This window comes from Comamonas kerstersii (genome assembly GCF_002056725.1).
GTDB lineage: Bacteria > Pseudomonadota > Gammaproteobacteria > Burkholderiales > Burkholderiaceae_C > Comamonas > Comamonas kerstersii.
This window is the reverse complement of the sequence record NZ_CP020121.1, coordinates 2,502,825-2,523,024: the sequence shown is the minus strand read 5'-3', so window position 1 is coordinate 2,523,024 and position 20,200 is coordinate 2,502,825. Positions and strand designations below refer to the sequence as shown.

The 20,200-nt window shown below is 60.6% G+C and carries 23 protein-coding genes and 1 riboswitch; of the genes, 3 read left to right on the top strand and 20 right to left on the bottom strand.

Annotation, left to right across the window (positions count from 1 at the left end; translation table 11 throughout):
* Nucleotides 1–108: 108 nt before the first annotated feature.
* The 11 genes from cobT to cobU all read right to left on the bottom strand — a co-directional run bounded on the left by cobT (nucleotide 109) and on the right by cobU (nucleotide 10,268).
* Nucleotides 109–1,188 (bottom strand): nicotinate-nucleotide--dimethylbenzimidazole phosphoribosyltransferase, encoded by a 1,080-nt coding sequence (gene cobT / locus B5M06_RS11815; protein ID WP_114070960.1) that lies wholly within the window; start codon nucleotides 1,186–1,188, stop codon nucleotides 109–111.
* 144 nt (nucleotides 1,189–1,332) lie between these two features.
* On the bottom strand, nucleotides 1,333–1,857 hold the full coding sequence (locus tag B5M06_RS11810) for a hypothetical protein (protein ID WP_240183915.1): 525 nt from the start codon (nucleotides 1,855–1,857) through the stop codon (nucleotides 1,333–1,335).
* 116 nt (nucleotides 1,858–1,973) lie between these two features.
* Entirely contained in the window at nucleotides 1,974–3,452 is a 1,479-nt protein-coding gene (locus tag B5M06_RS11805) for a cobyric acid synthase (protein WP_054067603.1), read from the bottom strand.
* On the bottom strand, nucleotides 3,449–4,474 hold the full coding sequence (locus B5M06_RS11800) for an aminotransferase class I/II-fold pyridoxal phosphate-dependent enzyme (protein WP_054067602.1): 1,026 nt from the start codon (nucleotides 4,472–4,474) through the stop codon (nucleotides 3,449–3,451). The genes B5M06_RS11805 and B5M06_RS11800 overlap by 4 nt, the downstream gene beginning before the upstream one ends.
* Complete coding sequence (gene cbiB, locus B5M06_RS11795) at nucleotides 4,467–5,534, bottom strand: adenosylcobinamide-phosphate synthase CbiB (RefSeq protein WP_054067601.1); 1,068 nt, start codon at nucleotides 5,532–5,534, stop codon at nucleotides 4,467–4,469. Before cbiB ends, B5M06_RS11800 begins: the two co-directional genes overlap by 8 nt.
* Complete coding sequence (gene bluB, locus B5M06_RS11790) at nucleotides 5,531–6,244, bottom strand: 5,6-dimethylbenzimidazole synthase (RefSeq protein ID WP_054067600.1); 714 nt, start codon at nucleotides 6,242–6,244, stop codon at nucleotides 5,531–5,533. Before bluB ends, cbiB begins: the two co-directional genes overlap by 4 nt.
* Nucleotides 6,245–6,256: 12 nt before the next feature.
* Nucleotides 6,257–6,826 carry a cob(I)yrinic acid a,c-diamide adenosyltransferase gene (cobO, locus tag B5M06_RS11785; protein ID WP_054067599.1) on the bottom strand — a complete coding sequence of 190 codons (570 nt, stop codon included), beginning with the start codon at nucleotides 6,824–6,826 and terminating at the stop codon, nucleotides 6,257–6,259.
* A 26-nt stretch (nucleotides 6,827–6,852) separates the two neighbouring features.
* On the bottom strand, nucleotides 6,853–7,674 hold the full coding sequence (locus tag B5M06_RS11780) for an ABC transporter ATP-binding protein (RefSeq protein ID WP_054067598.1): 822 nt from the start codon (nucleotides 7,672–7,674) through the stop codon (nucleotides 6,853–6,855).
* Nucleotides 7,671–8,684 carry a FecCD family ABC transporter permease gene (locus B5M06_RS11775; RefSeq protein WP_240183914.1) on the bottom strand — a complete coding sequence of 338 codons (1,014 nt, stop codon included), beginning with the start codon at nucleotides 8,682–8,684 and terminating at the stop codon, nucleotides 7,671–7,673. The genes B5M06_RS11780 and B5M06_RS11775 overlap by 4 nt, the downstream gene beginning before the upstream one ends.
* A 91-nt stretch (nucleotides 8,685–8,775) precedes the next feature.
* Nucleotides 8,776–9,684, bottom strand: a complete 909-nt coding sequence (locus tag B5M06_RS11770) for an ABC transporter substrate-binding protein (RefSeq protein WP_054067597.1) — start codon at nucleotides 9,682–9,684, stop codon at nucleotides 8,776–8,778.
* Entirely contained in the window at nucleotides 9,681–10,268 is a 588-nt protein-coding gene (cobU, locus tag B5M06_RS11765; protein WP_054067596.1) for a bifunctional adenosylcobinamide kinase/adenosylcobinamide-phosphate guanylyltransferase, read from the bottom strand. The genes B5M06_RS11770 and cobU overlap by 4 nt, the downstream gene beginning before the upstream one ends.
* Before the next feature lie 165 nt (nucleotides 10,269–10,433).
* A riboswitch (cobalamin riboswitch) is annotated at nucleotides 10,434–10,676 on the bottom strand.
* Between the two features lie 163 nt (nucleotides 10,677–10,839).
* Here cobU and B5M06_RS11760 point away from each other — a divergent pair.
* On the top strand, nucleotides 10,840–11,052 hold the full coding sequence (locus B5M06_RS11760; RefSeq protein ID WP_054067595.1) for a DUF5320 domain-containing protein: 213 nt from the start codon (nucleotides 10,840–10,842) through the stop codon (nucleotides 11,050–11,052).
* Nucleotides 11,049–11,489, top strand: a complete 441-nt coding sequence (locus tag B5M06_RS11755) for a cell division protein ZapA (protein WP_054067594.1) — start codon at nucleotides 11,049–11,051, stop codon at nucleotides 11,487–11,489. Before B5M06_RS11760 ends, B5M06_RS11755 begins: the two co-directional genes overlap by 4 nt.
* A gap of 244 nt (nucleotides 11,490–11,733) precedes the next feature.
* Here B5M06_RS11755 and B5M06_RS11750 read toward each other — a convergent pair whose 3' ends face one another.
* Nucleotides 11,734–12,447 carry a sulfite exporter TauE/SafE family protein gene (locus B5M06_RS11750; RefSeq protein WP_058879840.1) on the bottom strand — a complete coding sequence of 238 codons (714 nt, stop codon included), beginning with the start codon at nucleotides 12,445–12,447 and terminating at the stop codon, nucleotides 11,734–11,736.
* Between the two features lie 5 nt (nucleotides 12,448–12,452).
* Complete coding sequence (gene hemN, locus B5M06_RS11745; protein WP_054066959.1) at nucleotides 12,453–13,832, bottom strand: oxygen-independent coproporphyrinogen III oxidase; 1,380 nt, start codon at nucleotides 13,830–13,832, stop codon at nucleotides 12,453–12,455.
* A 207-nt stretch (nucleotides 13,833–14,039) separates the two neighbouring features.
* On the opposite strand from hemN, the gene fnr reads away from it, so the two are divergent.
* The gene (fnr, locus tag B5M06_RS11740) at nucleotides 14,040–14,771 is read left to right on the top strand and encodes a fumarate/nitrate reduction transcriptional regulator Fnr (protein WP_054066936.1); all 732 of its coding nucleotides are present in this window, start codon (nucleotides 14,040–14,042) and stop codon (nucleotides 14,769–14,771) included.
* 199 nt (nucleotides 14,772–14,970) lie between these two features.
* On the opposite strand, the gene B5M06_RS11735 is transcribed toward fnr, so the two are convergent.
* The 7 genes from B5M06_RS11735 to ccoS all read right to left on the bottom strand — a co-directional run bounded on the left by B5M06_RS11735 (nucleotide 14,971) and on the right by ccoS (nucleotide 20,194).
* Nucleotides 14,971–15,249 carry a FixH family protein gene (locus tag B5M06_RS11735; protein ID WP_054066935.1) on the bottom strand — a complete coding sequence of 93 codons (279 nt, stop codon included), beginning with the start codon at nucleotides 15,247–15,249 and terminating at the stop codon, nucleotides 14,971–14,973.
* 66 nt (nucleotides 15,250–15,315) lie between these two features.
* Nucleotides 15,316–16,746, bottom strand: a complete 1,431-nt coding sequence (ccoG, locus tag B5M06_RS11730) for a cytochrome c oxidase accessory protein CcoG (RefSeq protein WP_054066934.1) — start codon at nucleotides 16,744–16,746, stop codon at nucleotides 15,316–15,318.
* A gap of 71 nt (nucleotides 16,747–16,817) precedes the next feature.
* Nucleotides 16,818–17,735, bottom strand: coding sequence for a cytochrome-c oxidase, cbb3-type subunit III (gene ccoP, locus B5M06_RS11725; protein ID WP_054066933.1), 918 nt, complete (start codon nucleotides 17,733–17,735; stop codon nucleotides 16,818–16,820).
* Between the two features lie 26 nt (nucleotides 17,736–17,761).
* Nucleotides 17,762–17,899, bottom strand: a complete 138-nt coding sequence (locus B5M06_RS11720; protein ID WP_054066932.1) for a CcoQ/FixQ family Cbb3-type cytochrome c oxidase assembly chaperone — start codon at nucleotides 17,897–17,899, stop codon at nucleotides 17,762–17,764.
* A 14-nt stretch (nucleotides 17,900–17,913) separates the two neighbouring features.
* The gene (gene ccoO / locus B5M06_RS11715) at nucleotides 17,914–18,534 is read right to left on the bottom strand and encodes a cytochrome-c oxidase, cbb3-type subunit II (RefSeq protein ID WP_054066931.1); all 621 of its coding nucleotides are present in this window, start codon (nucleotides 18,532–18,534) and stop codon (nucleotides 17,914–17,916) included.
* Nucleotides 18,535–18,552: 18 nt separating this feature from the next.
* Complete coding sequence (gene ccoN, locus B5M06_RS11710; protein ID WP_054066930.1) at nucleotides 18,553–19,992, bottom strand: cytochrome-c oxidase, cbb3-type subunit I; 1,440 nt, start codon at nucleotides 19,990–19,992, stop codon at nucleotides 18,553–18,555.
* Nucleotides 19,993–20,056: 64 nt separating this feature from the next.
* A complete protein-coding gene (gene ccoS / locus B5M06_RS11705) occupies nucleotides 20,057–20,194 on the bottom strand; it encodes a cbb3-type cytochrome oxidase assembly protein CcoS (protein ID WP_054066929.1) in 138 nt (45 codons plus the stop codon).
* Nucleotides 20,195–20,200: the final 6 nt, after the last annotated feature.

Below are 20,200 nucleotides of genomic sequence, written 5' to 3'. Positions count from 1 at the left end.
ACGAAAGGCACAGTGTAGGTCAAAGCACAGGCGCCCCAGGGTTTGCTGCCTGTGCCAACCAAGCCGTTGCCCCCTGCGAACATCGCAAGGGGTTCTGATGAAGAACGTCTAGTCTGCCTTGGTGGCCACGCCAGCCGAGGCAAAGCTGGCCATCTCGCGCAGGATGGCGCAGGCCGAAGGCAGCAGCGGCCAGGCAGTGGCAGCGCCCGAGCCTTCACCCAGACGCAGCTGCCAGTCCAGCAGGGGCTGGGCGTTCAGTGCCTTGAGCATCAGATCATGCCCGGGTTCGCCCGAGCGGTGGGCATAGACACAGCGCTGCAGCACCGCTGGCTGCAGGCGGCTGGCCACCAGCACGGCCGATGTGGTGATAAAGCCATCGACCACAATCACGCGGCGCTCGGCCGCGGCCTGCAGCACAGCGCCGACCATGGTGGCAACTTCCAGCCCGCCCATGGCGGCCAGCACTTGCAGCGGTTCGGTCACATCCGCATGCTTGGCCAGCACTGCTTCCAGCACAGCAATCTTGCGCTGCACGCCTTCGGCATTCAGGCCCGTGCCCATGCCGGTCACCTGCGCCACAGGAATGCCACACAGCCTGGACAGCAGCAGCGAAGCTGTCGAGGTATTGCCAATGCCCATTTCACCGAGCAGCAGCGCATTGCCGGGCAACTGTTTGACCAGCTCCACACCATTGCGAATGGCCAGCGCGCATTCCTGCGCCGTCATGGCGGGCCCCTGGCTGCAGTCCTGCGTGCCATAGGCCACCTTGCGGCGCCACAGGCGGGGCTGTCCAGCCTTGGGCAGCTTGTCGTGCGGGTCCTGTTCACGCACGGCAAAGTCGCGTGCCACACCGCAGTCCACCACGTTCAGCGCCACCCCATGCTGGCGTGCCAGCACGCTCACGGCCGCACCTCCAGCCATGAAGTTTTCCACCATCTGCCAGGTCACATCCACGGGATAGGCCGACACACCGCGCGCCGCCAGGCCATGGTCTGCCGCAAACACCACCATCTGCGGCTGCTGCAGCACGGGCTGGTCCGTGCCCAGAATGCAGGCGATGCGGTGGGCCAGCTGCTCCAGCACGCCGAGCGATCCGACTGGCTTGGTTTTCTCATCAAGCAGGGTCTGCACATGGGCAGCAAAACCAGCATCGTGGATGCAAGCAACTTCAGGGATCACGCAGGACATATCAACACACCTCATACAAACAAAATGGCGCCACGGCGCCCAGACTGAAGTATGCAACTTGCAAGCCAGGTCTGAAGCACGGCAGCTCAAAACCCACGCACAAAAAAACCCGGCCATGCCGGGTTGCGCAGGTGCAGCACGCCATCAGCGGGCAGGTTTTTCCGGGTGATGTGCCTTGTGCGGCGCATGGGCAGGAGCATGGGCAGGAGCATGCCCCGGTGCATGGTGGTGGCCTGCCGCTGGCGCTGTCTCTGTGTACTTGCGCAGCACACCACCGCCTTCCACGCTGCCTGTCACCTGTGCATGGTGCACACGTGCCACACAGGAGCGGCGATCTTCTTCGGTCTTGAACACATCGCAGCGCTTGAGGGCATTGCGCTGGTACTGGTCCATGCTTTCTCCATGGCCTGCACCACGGCGGCGCTCAGCCGCAACGGCTGCTGCTTCGTGCTTTTTCGGGCTGGCGTACTTGTTCGAGCCCTTGTGCTTGGTGCCGTGCTTAGGTCCGTGCTTGTGCATCTGCTTGGCCGGGTGGTGTGGCTGCGCATGTGCGGCTGCAGGTGGCGGCGGTTCCGGGGCAGGCTGTGCCTGTGCCAAGGCCAGCGAAGCGCCCATCACAGCCAGGGCACCCAGCGACCAGCGAAAAGCGGTATTCCATTGCTGCTTCATGGGTCAGTACTCCTTGAACATGAGAGATGGGACGAGCATCCTGCACTGCCATGAAAGCATGTATCGGTGCAAGACCTCAGTGGCTGAAGTCTGCAACCTACACAAAAAGCATGTGCTTACCTTTTGTAAGCAAACCAGTCTTCAACCCCCAAAGCCATGCGCGCAAACACCTGATCCAGCGACGGTGCCTGCGCCCCCCACAGCGCCTGCAGCATGGCCGCGTTTTCCAACATGCCATGCCAGTACGTACCCCAGACATTGCCCTGCGCACTTTGCCAGACCATGCCGGGCACGGGTTCATCAGCACGCTGTGCCTGGCCCGCCTCCATGTCCGCACGCAGCTGGGTCTGGCCGTGGTGAATTTCATAGACCTGCAGCTGCAGCCCATTCAGCGCCGACCACACCCCGCGCAGCGGTGGCAGCTGCACCTTTACACGGCGCACGGTTTTCTCCGGCGCAAACAGCGTCACCAGCGGCAGCAGGCCCAGGCCAGCGGCATTGCCATCCACGCCGTGCAGGTCAATCAGCGCCTCGCCCAGCATCTGCAGGCCGCCGCAAATGCCCAGCACGCGCCGCCCGGCATGTGCATGGGCCACCACGGCCGCATCCAGCCCCTGATGGCGCATCCAGGCCAGGTCGGCCGCCGTGGCCTTGCTGCCAGGCAGAATCACCCAGTCGGCACCCGCCAGATCTGCCGGGCTGCGCGCCCAGACCACGCGCACGCCAGGTACGCTGCGCAGCGGCTGGAATTCGTCATGGTTGCTCATGCGCGGATAGGCCACGATGGCCACCGTCGTGTGAATGGAGCCCTGCCCCGTGCTGCGTGCATCGAACACCCCATCTTCCTCAGGCAGGCCGTGGCCACACTGCATGGGAATCGTGGCCACCGTGGGCACGCCCGTGCGTTCCTGCAGCATCTGCGGCGCGGGAGCCAGCAGGCCTGGGTCACCCCGGAACTTGTTGAGCACAAAGCCACGGATCAGCGCCTGCTCCTGCGGTGGCAGCAGTGCCCAGGTGCCGTACAAATGGGCAAAGGCTCCGCCTCGGTCGATATCCGCCACCAGCAGGCAGTGCGCATCGCAATGCCGCGCTACACGCATGTTGACGATGTCGCTGTCGTGCAGATTGATTTCTGCTGGCGAGCCTGCGCCCTCGATCACCACCACCTCATATTCCGCACGCAGGCTGTCCAGCGCTGCGGTGATATGCGGCCACACCTGCGCACTGCGCGCACGCCAGGGCAGCGCTGAGAGCTGGGCATTCACCTGCCCCATCAGCACCACCTGGCTGCGCGTATCCGCCTCTGGCTTGAGCAGCAGCGGGTTCATGCGCACATCGGGCTCCACACCACAGGCCAGTGCCTGCAGGTATTGCGCTGTGCCGATCTCGCCCCACTGTCCATCAGGCGTAGCCACCACACGTGCGTTGTTGCTCATGTTCTGGGCCTTGAAGGGCGCCACCTTGTAGCCCTGGGCGCGATACCAGGCACACAGCGCCGTGCTGACCCAGCTCTTGCCTGCATTGCTGCTGGTGCCCAGCACCATGACGCACAAGGCCTGGCGCTGGCCCGGTTGGGGCAGAGGGAGTGTCGTCATATTGATTCCTTTAGGACCAGTTCCTGCCACGCCTGCTCCAGCACCCGCTGCGATGCAGGGGGCAGCACAGCTAGGCGCACGCAGCCCGGCAAACCAAAACTGGTAGCATCCCGCAGCTTGATGCTCTGCGCGCGCAAGGCGGCCAGCCACTGCGGCATGGCAGTGTGCAAATGCTCTGGCCAGCGCGCGACAAAATAGTTGGCCTGGCTACCCGGCAGCACCTGCCAACCCAGCCGTTTGCACAGCTGCAACTGCTGGCTTTTCCAGTCTCGCAGCTGCACCAGACTGGCTTGCAGCCATTGCTGCACCTCGGGTTGCGTCCAGGCCTGCAGCATGGCCACGCCATGCGCCCCCACCACCCAGGAAGGGGCCAGCAGGCGCAGCGCAGTCAGCTCCTGCTCCGTCACATGCTCCGGCGCAATCGCATAGGCGGCACGCACGCCCGTCATGCCCAGCGCCTTGTTCGGCGTCCACATCTGCCAGAGCTGGTCCAGCCCTGGCAGCGCTGGCGCGGAGTCCAGACGCAGCGGTGCATAGGCGCAGTCCAGTACACGCCAGGTGCCGGGCGTTGCAGGATGCGCTGCCCACTGGGCCAGCACTGCATCTTCTTGCCCCAGCGGGCTGGACGGCGCGCAGGCCCAGTGCAACCCTGTGCCGAGGCGCTGCGCTGCACGATCTGCCAGCTGCAAGCCCCAGACCTGAGCGGCCTGTGGATAGTCGCCATAGTGGTGGGCCGGAAAACTCACGCAGGATGCGCCCTGGCGCAGCGCATGCATGGTGATGCGGTGGATGAATTCGCTGGCGCTGCCCGCCATCACCACGCGCCGCGGCTCCACGCCATGGAACTGCGCCAGCTGCTCGCGCAGCGCGGTATAGGTGGGGTCCGGGTACTGTGCTCTGTGCGCGGCCTGCAAGGCTTCTACGGCCAGCGGGCAGGGTCCACAGGCATTGCGGTTGGTCGAAAAATCATGCGCCGGGATGCCCAGTGCATCCGTGCCGCCATGCACGCCTATCTCAGCCATAGACCACCCCGCCTGCAGCCAGCAGCACCACCGCGCTGCACACGGCCATCACAAGCACCACACGCCCAGCCAGCTGCACACTGCGCTGCAGCTGCGCCGTCTGCGGCACCTGCCCTGCGGGGTTGAGCACATAGACCCCGGGCTTGCCCAGCCGCACACCCAGCGCCTGCGCCATTGCGCCCATGGGCCAGCCGCCATTGGGCGATGGGGTCACAGCCGCATCGCGGCGCAGCGCAGCCCAGGACACACCACGCGCCACCAGCGCCAGCAGCAAGGCTGTGAAGCGCGCAGGGATCCAGTTCAGCACATCGTCCGTGCGCGCCACCCATTTGCCCGCCCATTGCCAGTGGCGGCGCTGCGCACCCTGCCCGCGCCAGCCGGGGTAGCCCCACATGGCATCGGCCGTGTTGGTGAGGCGATAGACCGCCGCCCCCGGCAGGCCCAGCAACGCAAACCAGAACAAGGGGGCGATCACGGAGTCCGAGAGGTTTTCGGCCAGCGTTTCGATGGCGCTTTCGCGCACCACGCCTGCATCCAGCTGCGCGGTGTCACGGCTGACCAGCCAGGACAGGCGCTCACGCCCTGCTGCCAGCGACTGTTGCAGTGCGGCTTCCACGGCCAGCACTTCGTCGCACAGCATGCGCCAGGACAGCAGCGGCTTGAGCAGCACACCCAGCACCACGCCTTGCATCCACCACGCCGTAAACAGGAACAGCCATTGCAGCGCGGCATAAACTACAAAAAAGAGAGCTGCTAGCGCAAGCCATGCAAGCATTCCAGATAGAAAAGACTTGCAATCCCTTGATTTATCGGCGCTAGGCGCTATGCATTTACCAATTCCACCCAGCAGCTTGCCCATGAGCACCACGGGGTGCAGCCACACGGGCGGCTCACCCCAGAGGCGATCCAGCAGCAGTGCCACCAGCACGGCCAGTGCGGCCACCATCAGCTGCTGCGCACCCCAGGCCTGCCAGATGCTTTCCGTGCTCCACAACTGGCACAGCCATGCCACAGGGCTGATGGCCTGCACCAGCGCCCCGATGCCATCGAACCAGCTCATGGCTGCGCAGGCGGATTGTTGGTGACGGCGGGCTGGCCCCAGCGCTCGTCAAACAGCATGTCTTCCAGCGGTGCGCGTGCGGCCCATTTTTCCTGCTGCAGCATGGGCTCGGCGTAGTAGGCCTGCACGGGGCCCAGGCACAGCACGGCCAGCGGGTAGCTGCCTGCGGGCATTTCCAGCAGCTGGGCGAGCGCCACGGGGTCGTAGATCGACACCCAGCCCATGCCCAGCCCTTCGGCCCGCGCGGCCAGCCACATGTTCTGGATGGCGCAGGCGGCAGAGGCCATGTCCATCTCGGGCATGGTGCGGCGGCCAAACACATGGGCTTCGCGCCCCGGCGGCAGGCTGACGATCAGCACCTCGGCCGCGTCCAGCACGCCCTGCACCTTGAGCTGCATGAAGTCTTCTTCACGCTCTCCCAGCGCCTTGGCGGTGAGCACGCGCTCCTGCTCAACCAGCGCATGAATACCTTCGCGCATGGCACGCGAGCGAATGCGGATAAAGCGCCAGGGCTGCATGAAGCCGACGCTGGGCGCATGGTGCGCGGCACGCAGCAGACGCAGCAGCACCTCGTCCGGCACCGTGCCCGGCACAAAGTGGCGCATGTCGCGCCGCTCGTAGATGGCGCGGTACACGGCCGCTCGCTCGGCCGACGAAAACGGTGTGGCCGCAATGGTGGCGTACTGGTCCAGATCGTGGGTCTCGCTCATCCCGTTCCCCTTTCAGTCTTCAATGCCGCGTTGCGCAGGAATGCCTGCCTGAAAGGCGTGCTTGATCATCTGCATCTCGGTCACCGTGTCCGCGATGGCGATGAGCTCCTGCGGGCAGCGGCGGCCCGTGAGGCACACATGCACGTCTTTCGGTCGTGCCTGCAGGGTATCGAGGACTTCCTGCAGCGGCAACCAGCCATAGATCAGGGGATAGGTCACCTCATCGAGCACGACGAGGAAATACGCGCCCGAGAGAATGGCCGCCTTGGCCTTGTCCCAGCCCTCACGCGCCAACTGCGCGGAGTGGTCCAGGTCCTTGCTCTTCCAGCTGAAGCCGTCGCCCAGCCCTTCCACGGGCAGGCCCACGCGCTCTGCCAGGCGGTGCTCGCCAAAACGTGCCGTGGGCACTTTCATGAACTGGAAAACCTTGACCGCCTTGCCCCGGCCCAGCGCACGGAACGCCAGCCCGAAGGCGGCCGTGCTCTTGCCCTTGCCGTCACCGGTGTTGACGATGACCAGGCCGCGGCGTTCGCCCTCGGCCTTGTCGTAGGGCTTTTCGCTCGGTGGTGTTTCAATTTGCATAGCTGTCTGCGCTTTTAGCATCGGCCTTAGCGGCCATTTTTGTTCTTCATCGATGGGGCATGGCCTGCCGTGGGCAGCGCCATCCACATGCCGTCGATCTCGCGGATGCGGATGCGGTGCTCGAACACCGCCTCCAGCGCCGCATGGGTGGCTGCATCCTGCGTCGCACCCTGGTGCAGCACACGCCCGGCCTGCATGACCACCATGTGGTCGGACTGCAGCGCAATGCCCAGCTCATGCAGCACGCTGACCACGGTGTGGCCGCTGGCAACCTGGGCCTGCACAGTGTCCATCCAGGCGCTCTGGTGCGGCGGATCCAGATTGGCCAGCGGCTCGTCCATCAGCAGCACCTGCGCCTGCACGGCCAGCGCACGCGCCAGCAGCACGCGCTGGCGCTCACCGCCGGAAAGCTCCGCCAGCGACCGATGTCGCCAGTCCCAGGCCTGCGTCATCTGCAGGCATTGCTGCACCACAGTGTGGTCCTCAGCATTGGGGGCAGCCAGCCAGCTCTGGTGTGGCAGGCGGCCCAGCATGACCACGTCATAGCTGCACACATCCTGCGTGGTGTTTTCGTTTTGCCCCATCCACGACAGCATGCGTGCGCGCTCGCGGCGTGGCCAGTCCTGCAATGCGCGACCCATCAGCTCTATCTGCCCCTGCCACGCGCTGCGCGGCAGCAGCCCGGCCAGCGCCCGCAGCAGCGTGGACTTACCCGCCCCATTGGGGCCCACAATGGCCGTCCACTGCTGTGCAGGCAGCTGTACATCCAGGCCATGCAGCAAGCGCTGGCGACCGGCTGATACCTGCAGCTGCCGGGCCTGCAGTGCCACAGGCAAAGCGCTCTTCATGTGCCCCTCCCCTGCCGCGCAGCGTGGCCACGGTGCATGAGCCACAGCAGATAGCTGCCACCCAGCAATGCGGTCAGCACGCCTACGGGCAATTCCTCTGGCGCCATGACCCAGCGCGCCAGAATGTCGGCCAGCAGCAGCAATACGCCGCCCATCAGACTGCTGAGCAGGCAGCTGCGTGCCTGCCCTGCGCTGACCATGCTGCGCACCAGATGCGGCGCAGCCAGCCCCACAAAGGCAATCAAGCCAGCCTGTGCCACAGCCGTGCCCGTGGCCAGTGCCATCACCACAATCAGCCCTGCACGCATGGGTGCCAGCGGCAGGCCCAGACTGGCTGCTGTGGATTCGCCCAGGCTCAGCCCATCGAGCACCCGCGCCAGTCCCCAAGCCGCCAGCAGGCACACCAGCAGCGCCCCCAGCATCAGACCGCAGGACTGCCAGCCTATAAAGGCGGTACTACCCAGACCAAAAGCTTTCATGGGCTGCAGGATGTCCGGATAGCGCAGCTCCAGCATGTCACGCATGGCGCTGAGCACCACGCCCACCACCACCCCGGCCAGCAAAAGGCGCAGACTGTTTTGCACGCCCTGCGCCAGCATCAGCGCCAGCAGCACGGCAATGCCAGCACCCACAAAGGCCATGCCCGTCATGCCCAGGCGCTGCATCCATTCCATGCCCATGGCGGTCGAGCCGCCCAGCACCATGGCGACCGCACCGCCCAGCGAAGCGCCCGAGGCGCTGCCCAGCAGATAAGGATCGGCCAGCGGGTTGCGAAACAGCCCCTGCGCCACCGCACCTGCCAGCCCCAGCAATGCGCCCGCCAGCCAGGCGCCCAGCGTGCGCGGCAGGCGAATGTCCCAGACGATCTGCCAGGCCACAGGGTCCTGCTGCATGTGCCACACGCTTTCCCAGCCGGTGCTGCCCACACTGGCACCGATGCCCATGGCGCCCACACTCAGCAGCAGCAGGCCCAGCGCCAGCCAGGCACTGCGCCGTTTTTCACGAAACAAGCTGCTGTTTTCTTGAAACAAGCTGCTGTTTTCTTGAAACAAGCTGCTGTTTTCTTGAAACAAGCTGGTGTTTTCACGCGACATGGCACTGTTATTCATGGCCACGGCGAGGTGCTTTCTCACGCACGCAGCGTGCAATCAGTGCGGCGGCTTCGTCCATGCGCGGCCCGGGGCGCACGATCACATCGGACTCTCTTGCATCAAAAGTACAGATGCGCTGCTGCTTCACAGCCTCCAGCGACTGCCAGCCCGGGTAGGACGAGGCAGCCTGCATGCTGTGGTTGACCATCAAAATCACATCAGGCCGCGCACGCACGATGAACTCCGGGTTCACGCGCGGAAACGGCCCCATCTCCTGCGGCACCACATTGCCCAGTTGCATGCGGCTGAGCATTTCCCCGATAAAAGACGATGGCCCCGCCACATACGGCCCACGGCTGACTTCAAAGTACACGCGCGCACCCTGCACTTCTGGTGGCAGGGACTGCGCCGCTGCCTGCACCCCGTTCTGCATACGCTGCCACACGGCCTGCACCTGCTGCGGTGGCTGGCCCAGCACCACGCCCACGGAATGCATCACGCGCAGCACATCGGCCGACGTACGGGGCTCCAATGCCACCGTGCGCAGGCCCAGCGCCTCCAGACGCTCGCCCACGCGCGCCGAACTGGACAGCAGCACCACATCGGGCTTGAGCGCCACAATGGCTTCCACATTCGGGTCCAGCCCACCGCCCACCACGGGCAGCTTGCGCTGCAAGTCTTCAGGCCAGTTGGAATAGCGGTCCACCCCGACCAGCTTGTCGCAGGCCCCCAGCGCGCACACGGTCTCAGTCAGCGAAGGCAGCAGGCTCACAATGCGCTGTGGTGGCTGACTCAGCACCACGCTACGGCCGCGCTCATCCTTGAGCGCCTCAGGCGGCACATCGGCAGCCTGCACACTGCCCAGCAGGCCCAGCCAGCAGGCTGCCAGCAGGCTGCAGCGTCGTATATAGCGCTTCATTTGAGCTGCAGTGGCAGGCCAGCTGCCATCAAAGTCACGCGACTGCATGCCTGCGCCACGTCCTGGTTCAGGCGGCCCAGTGCATCTACAAAGGCACGTACCTCACGCCCCATGGGAATCACGCCCATGCCAATCTCATTGCCCACCAGCACCACCGGCCCGGGGCACCGAGGAAACACTTCCAGAAAAAGAGCACGCTGCGCGCTCCAGTCCTGCGTCAGCGGCTGGTTTGGCTCAAATTCCACGCCTTCCATGGGCATCATCCAGTTGGTGAGCCACAGCGTCAGGCAATCCACCACCACCAGCGTCTGCGCATTGCTGTGCTGCTGCAGCGCCTGGGCCAGCAGACGTGGCGCTTCCACCGTCTGCATGCCTGGCACGCGCTGTGCACGGTCTGTCTGGTGGCGTGCGATGCGCACGCGCATTTCCTCATCCCAGGCCTGACCCGTAGCCAGATACACGGCGCGGCGACCAGCACTGCCTGCGATCCAGTCGCGCGCGGCCAGCTCTGCACGGCGCGTCTTGCCGCTTTTCTGGCCGCCCAGAATCAGTTCCTGCCAGGGCCCGTGATTCACAATATTCATAGAAATGGCTGTCTGAGCGCACATACCATGGCTTCAACTGCTGCGTCAGCAGTCTGCGGACCCGCTGAAAACATCCAGAGCCGATGAAAGTGCATGCACATCGTGTAGAAGATCACCCGCGCCAGCCTCCCCGCCAGCCATGGGCAAAACAATAGCCGCCTGCGCGTGCTACACCTGATGTTGGCCGGTATCCGGGCTGGTTCGTCAAGACCATCGCCTTCCCAAATGCTTGTTCAAGGCATTCAGTGGCTGCGTGGATGGCTGGGTGCCAGATCTGACACCAGGAACTCACCGTTGCGGGGGCAGCGCAGGCTAGATGTACGCGAAGGATTCGCCGCATCGCCCTGCTTCCCGTTGAACTGCACACTTGTGAACCAAGTTGCGAGCACCAACATTGAATCCGCTGATTTTAGCGGTCCACACCACTCCCCCACTGGATACACAAAGTTACACCCCAATGAAAAACCAAGGCAAGCTGCGTACAAAGCCATGCAAGTTCGCAGATATGCTCACCGATCTCACCTAGTTTTGCATTCTCGCGAAGAGTGGAGTCCTACAATTAGAGCAATCCATGACGACACCATCGATCCTTGCCCCCATTACCGAGCGTGTAGAGCTGCTGCTGGCCAAGCACGAAGCGCTGGAGCACGCCAATCGCCTGCTCACCGAAGAGATTCAAGCCCTGCAAAAAGAGCGCGACTCGCTGAGGTCACGCCTGAAGGCCGCGCGTGCACGTGTGGATGAGTTGATCGAGCGTCTGCCAGAAAACCGGGAGGCACGATGAGCAAGCTGGACGTCACGATTCTGCATCAGGACTATGTACTGACCTGCCCTGACGGACAGGAAGCACAGCTCCTGGAGGCCGTAGAGCGCGTGGATCAGCAGTTCCAGAAAATGCGTGACTCCAGCAAGCTGCGTGCCCGCGAGCATGTGGCGGTGCTGCTGGCTGTCAATCTGGCGTTTGAAAATCTGAAACTGCGCGAACAGCTGCTCGACCTGCAGCAGCAGCTGTCTTCTCAGCTGAGCAATGAAGATGGCGAACGCCTGCAGACGCTGGAAGCACTGCTTGCGCAGGAGCAGGCACAGGCCGAACAGCTGCTGCAGCGCCTGGATCAAGCACTGGGGACTGAGCCCAGTTCTGCTGACGAAGCACAGGCACAACCTTCTCTAGACAATGACAATGGTGTGGAATTGCCTGCAGCACCACAAGAACCGCAGTAAAATTGCACCCGTCTGCAACCCGCCGGGCTTTATATTGCCTTGAACCAATGCTCATTGAGCACGGGCTTGATACATTGCCTAGCAAGCGTGATCGTCTCGCGTCAGATGAACCCAACGTTAGGTTGCTCTCGCCCACCTGAACCCCCGGTTCAGGTTGACGGCCCGGTGGCTTTGCAGACACCTTCATCGGCAGTTCCGCCAACCTCCCCCCCCCCGCTTCTTTAGCTTTAGCTTTCGATCTGGCCTAACGGCACCACAGTGATGGCTTGTAAATCAGATCCATCCACAGTGCCCACAACGACACCAGCACCAGCATGCCACCTGCTGCACGCGTGCCCCACGCACTGCGAAAACGGCTGACACGGCCACTGAGCCAGCGCCATGCATAAGGCGCAGCCAGCAGCCACAGCGCCCCACCCAGACCAAAAGCCACCATACTCAAGCCCCCCGCCAGTGGCGAAGCGCTCAGCGCCGCCACCAAAATGGCGGAATACAGCAAGCCGCAGGGCATCAAGGCCCAGCACATCCCCGCCAGCACCACACCGCCTCGCATGGCCAGTACAGGCTGGACCTTGCTCCAGGCCATGCGCCCGGCACGCTCCAGCCACAGCGGCTGCTGCCCCTGAAACAGCATCAGAAGGCCCCAGGCCAGAATGGCCAGGTGCATCATCACCCACACAGGATGCAGCATGGAGGTGCGGTCTGAAAACCAGGCCACCTGCTCCATGGCAAACGCAGCCACTGCTCCCAGCACGCCATAGCCCAGCAAGCGACCTGCGTGAAACTGCGTGGCACTCCATACAGGCCATGCAGCAGGTTGAGGCAACGTCGCATGCATCTGCACCGCCTTGCCATGCCCTTGAATCACGGCATGGCAGGGTGCTGCGCACATAGCAAGACAATGGGGCCCACCCACGAGCCCCATGAAAAATGCAGTCCACAAAAACGAAAGTGTCATAAAGATCAGATGATCCGCGAGAATCTCGCGCGATCACGTGCTTCTTGCAAATAGCGGTCAAACACCAATGCTACGCCACGCACGAAGAACCAGCCCTTGGCCGTCACGCGGATGCAGTCGTCCAGAATCTCCACCAGACCTTCTTCTTCCTGCGTCCTCAGTGCCTCAATCTCGGCAGCGAAATACTTGCGAAAGTCAATGAGCCATGCACTGTTGATGGACTCATACTGCACCTCGCCCTGACACATGATGGCCATGATCACCGCACGGCGCAGCATGTCATCACGCGAAAGCGCCAGGCCACGCACGATGGGCAGACGCCCCTGATCGAGCAGGTCGTAATACTCTTCCAGCGTCTTGGCATTCTGGCTGTAGGTGGCCCCTACGCGACCAATGGCCGAAACACCCAGTGCAATCAGATCGCAGTCAGGCTGTGTGCTGTAGCCCTGGAAGTTGCGATGCAGGCGACCCTGGCGCTTGGCTACGGCCAGTGAATCTTCAGGCAGGGCAAAGTGGTCCATGCCCACGTACACATAACCAGCCTCCATGAAACTGTCCAGCGCCGCAGCCAGCATATTGACCTTGTCCGCTGCTGCAGGCAGATCCGCCTGAAGAATGCGACGCTGAGGCTTGAAGCGCTCGGGCAGATGTGCATAGGCATACAGCGCAATACGATCAGGGCGCAGCTCGGCCACTTGCTGCAGCGTTCTAGCGAAGGACTTTTCATTTTGCTTGGGCAGGCCGTAGATCAAGTCCACATTGATCGACTCAAAGCCCAGCTCACGTGAAGCGGCCACCAGATCAAACACCTGCTCGGCAGGCTGCTCACGGTGCACCGCTTTTTGTACATCCGGGTCAAAGTCCTGCACCCCAAAGCTCAGGCGGTTAAAGCCCATGGCCTTGAGGGCGGCCAGACGCTCACGTGTCACAGTACGTGGGTCAACTTCAATGGAGTACTCACCCGCTTCATCAAAGACAAAGCGCTGGCGCAGCATGTCCCACATCTGCACCAGTTGCTCGTCCGAAAGAAATGTCGGCGTTCCACCACCTATGTGAAGCTGGCTGACCAGCTGACCTCTTCCACAATGGGCCAGATGCAGATCCAGCTCCCGCTCAAGATACTGTAGGTACGTGACCGCACGCTCGTGGTGCTTGGTGATGATCTTGTTGCATGCACAGTAGTAACACAAAGAGTTACAAAATGGGATGTGCACATACAGCGACATTGGCGACTTGGCCGCTGCAGAAATTTTGCGTTGCTTTAATGCCAAGATATAGTCGCTATCACCAAATGCCTCAACGAACCTGTCCGCAGTAGGATAAGAGGTGTAACGAGGTCCTGGCACGTCATAGCGACGCAAGAGTTCCGGGGTGACTGCAGTCATGTTTTCTTCCTTAATGCTGCAACTGTGCAGCAAGATGGCATGCACACTCTTGACATGAATCAAGCACTCACCATAAGGGAAGTGTCAGAATTTGACTGAAATCATTCGAGATACATAGCAAGCGCCCGATAGTCCCCGTTTATTGACATCCAACTTTTAATTCTGGCCTTTACACCCGTGTCTACCTCGTGTTCAGGCCTTGCGTACATGACTCCACCAACCATCAAAGTAACCTGCTCCAATTGCAACCTGCGTGAACTGTGCATGCCCGTCGGTTTAAATGACCAGCAGCTGCAGCGCATCGACGACATTGTGGCTACGCGCCGCAAAGTCAAGCGCGGGATGACACTGTTCCGCAACGGAGAGCCTTTCACGTCGCTGTATGCCATCCGCACGGGCTTTTTCAAGACATGCGTAGCCACCGAAGACGGACGCGATCAGGTCACAGGTTTCCAGATGGCGGGAGAGATCATCGGGCTCGATGGCATCGTCAATGACCACCACACCTGCGATGCAATCGCACTGGAAGATGCCGAAGTCTGCGTGATGCCCTTTGACAGCCTCGAAGAGATCTCGCGCGAGGTTACAGCCCTGCAGACGCACGTACACAAAGTGATGAGCCGCGAAATCGTGCGCGAGCACAGCGTCATGCTGCTGCTGGGCAGCATGCGCGCCGAAGAGCGTCTGGCGGCCTTTATTCTGAATCTGGTGCAGCGCCTGCATGCACGCGGCTTCTCCTCGTCAGAACTCATTTTGCGTATGACCCGCGAGGAAATTGGCAGCTATCTGGGTCTGAAGCTGGAAACCGTCAGCCGCACTTTCTCCAAGTTTGTGGATGAAGGCTGGGTCGAAGTGAAGCAGCGCCACGTTCGAATTCTGGACACTGCCGCCCTGCAGCGCCTGGTCAACAGCCAGCACGACTGCAACAAGCAGCTGTAAACTCAGCCAGCCTGCGCTCTCACACACCCAAACGCCCACTGCATGCTGTGGGCGTTTGCTTTGGGTGCGATGCCAGAGCATCTACACCGCATAAAAAATAGCGGCTAGCGCTTGATTTATCAGTATTTCAGATACAAAAGTATCTCAAACACCCATAAAACAAGCGCTAGCCGCTCCTCTTTTTAAGAAGCTGCAAGTATCACTTGGGTGTCAGATCAGGCAAATCTTCATCAGGTGTAACAACATGGTTGCGCACGGCGCCTGCAGGCGCCAGGCTTTTTTCCAGCTTCTGGTTGATATTCAGCCCCTCCTGGTAGTAGTTCGGATCCACCACAGGGTCAGCGCCATCCATGGCAATCATGGCCGTCACAACGCCTGCCACCACGACGATGGCAGGGCCTGCCAGCACCATCCATACATGGCCATACTTCCACCACGGACCGGATGCTGACTCCACTTGTTTTCCTAGCTGGGACATTTCGAACACTCTCTTCCTTCAACAGAAAGTGTGCACAGCAACGCCATGCACACTACAGGATCATTTTTAGCGCGGCACGAGGAAGACAGATTTCTCCGTCACATGCCCTTGGCCACTTTGCGCTGCGATATCAAACTCAATGGCGTGTGAGCCAGCGCTGGCCGCACCGTAAGGAATCTGCACTCGCACCGCTACGCCGCGCGTCTGTGCAGGATCAACCTTGACGGTCTGCCCTTCCACCAGCTCAATGCCTTGAATACCCTGCACCGACACCTTATAGGTCTGCGCTTGCTCGGTCGCGTTCATCACCTGCAGACGATACACATTTTCGAGCTTGCCGCCTGCAACAATGCGTGCCAGTGAAGCGCGGTCACGGATGACGTCCACCTTCAGCGGTTCTCTGATGGCCAGACTGATGGCCATGGCCGCTGCCAGTGCCAGCAAAATGCTCGAATAAATCAGCACCCGTGGACGTGCAATGCGTTGCCAGATCTGTGCGCTCTTCCAGCCTTGGTTCACCGCATTCTGGGTGGTCAAGCGCACCAAGCCACGTGGATAGTGCATGTTATCCATCACGCTGTTGCATGCATCGATGCACAGGCCGCAGCCAATGCACTCGTACTGCAGGCCGTTGCGGATATCAATACCCACAGGGCAGACCTGTACACACAGCTTGCAGTCAATGCAGTCACCCAGTCCTTGCGCCTTGTAGTCCACATCTTTCTTGCGGGGGCCGCGCTGTTCACCACGCTGTGCGTCGTAGCTCACAATCAGCGTGTCCTTGTCGAACATGGCACTCTGAAAACGCGCATAGGGGCACATGTACTTGCAGATTTGCTCGCGCAGATAACCAGCATTGCCGTAGGTGGCAAAGCCATAGAACAGCACCCAGAAAATCTGCCAGCCGCCTTGCAGCGCCAGCAGTTCACTGCCCAGCGTACGAATGGGAACGAAATAACCCACGAAGGTAAAACCCGTCCACAGGGCAAAGGCAATCCACAAAAACTGCTTGAGCGATTTTTTCCAGATCTTCTCGAAGCCCCATCCACCTTGGTCCAGGCGAATACGTGCACTGCGGTCACCTTCGACCTTGTGCTCTATCCACATGAAAATTTCGGTGTAGACCGACTGCGGGCATGTAAAACCGCACCACAGACGCCCGGCAACAGCTGTAAACAGAAACAGTGACAGCGCGCTAATGATCAGCAGGCCTGTCAAATAGATAAAGTCCTGCGGATACAGCACATACCCAAACAGGTAAAAGCGCCGCGCCCCAAGGTCAAACAGCACCATCTGGCGCTCGCCCCAGTTCATCCAGGGCAGCCCATAGAAGATCAACTGCGTCAGCCACACCATGACCCAGCGCCAACTCATAAATGTTCCACGGATGGAGCGCGGGTATATCTTTTTATGCGCTTCAAAAAAAGACACCATTTTTTCCTGGCTTTCCGCTTTGATAGGTATCGTTTTATGCGGTTTTTTTTGCTCGGAACTCATGAGCTGCACTCCCTATATCGCACCATAGAAAAAGGCGGCACACCGTGCCGCCTTCCATACTCTCTCACAGATTAATTACCTGCTGTAGCGGGTTTGTTCGACAGTCCCCAGACATAAGCTGCCAGCACATCGATCTGTGCAGGTGTCAGCTTATTACTCTGGGCAGGCATTTCATTCATCTTGCCATTGGTAATGATGTCGATGATGGCCTGCTCGCCCCAGCCATGCAGCCAGACGTCGTCTGTCAGGTTGGGGGCACCCAGCATGGTGTTGCCCTTGCCGTCCATGCCGTGGCATGCTGCACAGATGGTGAACTTGGACTTGCCTTCTGTAGCTCTCAGTGCGTCGTGGGGGCTGCCAGACAGGCTCAGCACATAGTGCGCCAAATTGCGAACATCTTCCGCTGTACCGATGGCTTCTGCCTGGGGAGGCATCATGCCGATGCGGCCGTTGGCAATGGTTTCCTTGATGTTCTCAGGTGCACCGCCATGCAGCCAGTCGCCATCCACCAGATTGGGGAAGCCCTTGCTGCCGCGTGCATCCGAGCCGTGGCACTGCGCACAGTTGTTCATGAACAGGCGCTCGCCAATGGCCATGGCCTGTGCATCACCCACCATCTCCTCAGGAGTCATGGCGGTAAAGCGTGCATACAAAGGCTCCAGCTGGGCATTGGCCTTTGCCATCTCGGCTTCATAGGCACGATTCTGGCTCCACTGCAACTGACCGCCATAAGAGCCCAGTCCGGGATAGGCAAACAGATACAGCAGCCCAAACACGATGGTGATCACGAACATCCAGACCCACCAGCGGGGCATGGGGTTGTTCAACTCGCGCAGGTCCTCGTCCCACACGTGGCCAGTGGTATTGTCACTGTCAGACACTACTTTCTTACGAGCAGTGATGATCAGCAAAATGAGGCAAGCCAGAATGCCTGCAACAGTAATGCCTGCGACGTAGACCGACCAGAAGTTATTTACGAAATCGCTCATGGGATATTCTCGTTCTGGTGAATAGATCAGTCTTGTTGAAATGGCAGCTGGGCCGCTTCATCAAAACGCGCCTGGTTGCGGCGGGCGTATGCCCACCACCAGATGCCAATGAAGCACACCAAAGAAACCAGCGTTGCCACAATGCGCATGGTGGTGATATCCATAAGACCCATCCTTCCTACTTAATCGCAGTACCAAGACCTTGCAGGTAGGCGATCAGAGCCTCCATCTCGGTCTTGCCCTTGACCTGTTCAGCCGCACCGGCGATTTGCTCATCGGTATAGGGCACGCCCACCTTGCGCAAGGCGCTCATACGCTGCGCCACCACGGTGTGGTCCACCATGTTTTCGGCCAGCCATGGGTACTCAGGCATGTTGGACTCGGGCACTACGTCACGTGGATTCATCAGGTGAACACGGTGCCATTCATCGCTGTACTTGCCGCCCACACGCTGCAGGTCAGGACCTGTACGCTTGGAGCCCCACTGGAAGGGGTGGTCGTACACGAACTCACCCGCCACCGAGTAGTGGCCGTAGCGCATGGTCTCGGCACGGAAGGGACGGATCATCTGCGAGTGGCAGTTGTAGCAGCCCTCACGGATGTAGACGTCACGGCCCATGAGTCGCAGAGGCTCGTAAGGCTCAACGCCCTGCACCGCTTCCGTCGTGGACTTCTGGAAGAACAGTGGAACGATTTCCACCAATCCACCCACGGCGACCACCAACAAGGTCAAGACAATCAGCAAGAAGTTGTTGGTTTCGACCTTCTCGTGGGTGAAGCCTTTGTTGTTTGCAGACATTATTCTGGCTCCTCGTACTTAGGCGTGAGCGGGGTTAACGGCAGGCACTTCGACCTTGACGGAGCGACCCGAAGCCACAGTCTTCGCCACGTTCCAAGCCATGATCAGCATACCGATCAGGTACAGCAGACCACCCACCGTACGGATCACGTAGAAGGGATAGGACGCCTTCACGCTTTCCACAAAGGTGTATGTCAAAGTACCGTCTGGATTAATGGCGCGCCACATCAGGCCCTGCATCACGCCGGAGATCCACATCGCAGCGATGTACAGCACGATACCGATGGTGGCCATCCAGAAGTGCAGCTCAATCGCCGACTTGGAGTACATCTCTTTCTTGCCGAACAGACGGGGCACCAGGTAGTACAGAGAACCCATGGTGATCAGACCCACCCAGCCCAGAGCACCGGAGTGCACGTGACCCACAGTCCAGTCTGTGTAGTGCGACAGTGCGTTCACAGTCTTGATGGACATCATGGGGCCTTCAAACGTAGACATGCCGTAGAAGGACAGGGACACGATCAGGAAGCGCAGGATAGGATCTTCACGCAGCTTGTACCAGGCACCGGACAGGGTCATGATGCCGTTGATCATGCCGCCCCAGGAAGGAGCCAGCAGAATCAGGGAGAACACCATGCCCACAGACTGTGTCCAGTCGGGCAGCGCGGTGTAGTGCAGGTGGTGAGGACCAGCCCACATGTAGGTGAAGATCAGTGCCCAGAAGTGCACGATCGACAGGCGATACGAGTACACAGGGCGGCCTGCCTGCTTGGGCACGAAGTAGTACATCATGCCCAGGAAGCCTGCGGTCAGGAAGAAGCCCACCGCATTGTGGCCGTACCACCATTGCACCATGGCATCCTGCACACCAGCGTAGGCCGAGTAGCTCTTCATCCAGCCTGCAGGAATTTCTGCACTGTTGACGATGTGTAGCAAGGCGACCGCAATGATGAAAGCACCAAAGAACCAGTTGGCCACATAGATGTGCTTGACCTTGCGAATGCCGATCGTGCCGAAGAACACAATGGCATAGCTCACCCAGACCACAGCGATCAGGATGTCAATAGGCCACTCCAGCTCCGCATATTCCTTGCCGGTGGTGTAACCCAGTGGCAAGGAAATGGCTGCCGCCACAATCACCAGCTGCCAACCCCAGAAGGTGAAAGCAGCAAGCTTTGGCAAGAACAACGTGGTCTGGCAGGTACGCTGCACCACGTAGTAACTGGTTGCAAACAAGGCGCTGCCGCCGAACGCAAAAATCACCGCATTGGTGTGCAATGGACGCAGGCGCCCAAAGCTAAGCCATGGAATGCCGAAGTTCAGCTCCGGCCAAGCCAGCTGGGCAGCGATAAAAACGCCAACCAGCATGCCGACCACCCCCCACACAACGGCCATGATTGAAAACTGCCGCACTACGGCGTCACTGTAGTATGCAGTACTGTTTTTTAGAGTATCCATCGGGCACCTCTTAATATGCAGTCGAGAGTGTTTACTGTTATGGTTTTCACGTTGTTGACAAACATCAATCGTCTCTAAGAATGCGTTCTGCCTCTTGGTCGACGCTTTCAAACTGCCCCCGGTATATCGCCCACCAAAGCCCTCCGGCAATGACGAGCACCAACACCACGGACAACGGAATCAAAAGATAAAGAATATCCACACCATC

Coding starts and splice junctions, on each gene's coding strand:
- B5M06_RS11735 (WP_054066935.1), bottom strand. CDS start 15,249: ATGTCCCAGCTAGGAAAACAAGTGGAGTCAGCATCCGGTCCGTGGTGG.
- cobU (WP_054067596.1), bottom strand. CDS start 10,268: ATGAATATTGTGAATCACGGGCCCTGGCAGGAACTGATTCTGGGCGGC.
- hemN (WP_054066959.1), bottom strand. CDS start 13,832: ATGACTGCAGTCACCCCGGAACTCTTGCGTCGCTATGACGTGCCAGGA.
- B5M06_RS11750 (WP_058879840.1), bottom strand. CDS start 12,447: ATGACACTTTCGTTTTTGTGGACTGCATTTTTCATGGGGCTCGTGGGT.
- fnr (WP_054066936.1), top strand. CDS start 14,040: ATGACTCCACCAACCATCAAAGTAACCTGCTCCAATTGCAACCTGCGT.
- B5M06_RS11810 (WP_240183915.1), bottom strand. CDS start 1,857: ATGAAGCAGCAATGGAATACCGCTTTTCGCTGGTCGCTGGGTGCCCTG.
- B5M06_RS11800 (WP_054067602.1), bottom strand. CDS start 4,474: ATGGCTGAGATAGGCGTGCATGGCGGCACGGATGCACTGGGCATCCCG.
- B5M06_RS11805 (WP_054067603.1), bottom strand. CDS start 3,452: ATGACGACACTCCCTCTGCCCCAACCGGGCCAGCGCCAGGCCTTGTGC.
- cobT (WP_114070960.1), bottom strand. CDS start 1,188: ATGTCCTGCGTGATCCCTGAAGTTGCTTGCATCCACGATGCTGGTTTT.
- ccoN (WP_054066930.1), bottom strand. CDS start 19,992: ATGGATACTCTAAAAAACAGTACTGCATACTACAGTGACGCCGTAGTG.
- B5M06_RS11755 (WP_054067594.1), top strand. CDS start 11,049: ATGAGCAAGCTGGACGTCACGATTCTGCATCAGGACTATGTACTGACC.
- B5M06_RS11720 (WP_054066932.1), bottom strand. CDS start 17,899: ATGGATATCACCACCATGCGCATTGTGGCAACGCTGGTTTCTTTGGTG.
- ccoO (WP_054066931.1), bottom strand. CDS start 18,534: ATGTCTGCAAACAACAAAGGCTTCACCCACGAGAAGGTCGAAACCAAC.
- bluB (WP_054067600.1), bottom strand. CDS start 6,244: ATGAGCGAGACCCACGATCTGGACCAGTACGCCACCATTGCGGCCACA.
- B5M06_RS11770 (WP_054067597.1), bottom strand. CDS start 9,684: ATGAAGCGCTATATACGACGCTGCAGCCTGCTGGCAGCCTGCTGGCTG.
- cbiB (WP_054067601.1), bottom strand. CDS start 5,534: ATGAGCTGGTTCGATGGCATCGGGGCGCTGGTGCAGGCCATCAGCCCT.
- B5M06_RS11760 (WP_054067595.1), top strand. CDS start 10,840: ATGACGACACCATCGATCCTTGCCCCCATTACCGAGCGTGTAGAGCTG.
- B5M06_RS11780 (WP_054067598.1), bottom strand. CDS start 7,674: ATGAAGAGCGCTTTGCCTGTGGCACTGCAGGCCCGGCAGCTGCAGGTA.
- ccoG (WP_054066934.1), bottom strand. CDS start 16,746: ATGAGTTCCGAGCAAAAAAAACCGCATAAAACGATACCTATCAAAGCG.
- ccoP (WP_054066933.1), bottom strand. CDS start 17,735: ATGAGCGATTTCGTAAATAACTTCTGGTCGGTCTACGTCGCAGGCATT.
- cobO (WP_054067599.1), bottom strand. CDS start 6,826: ATGCAAATTGAAACACCACCGAGCGAAAAGCCCTACGACAAGGCCGAG.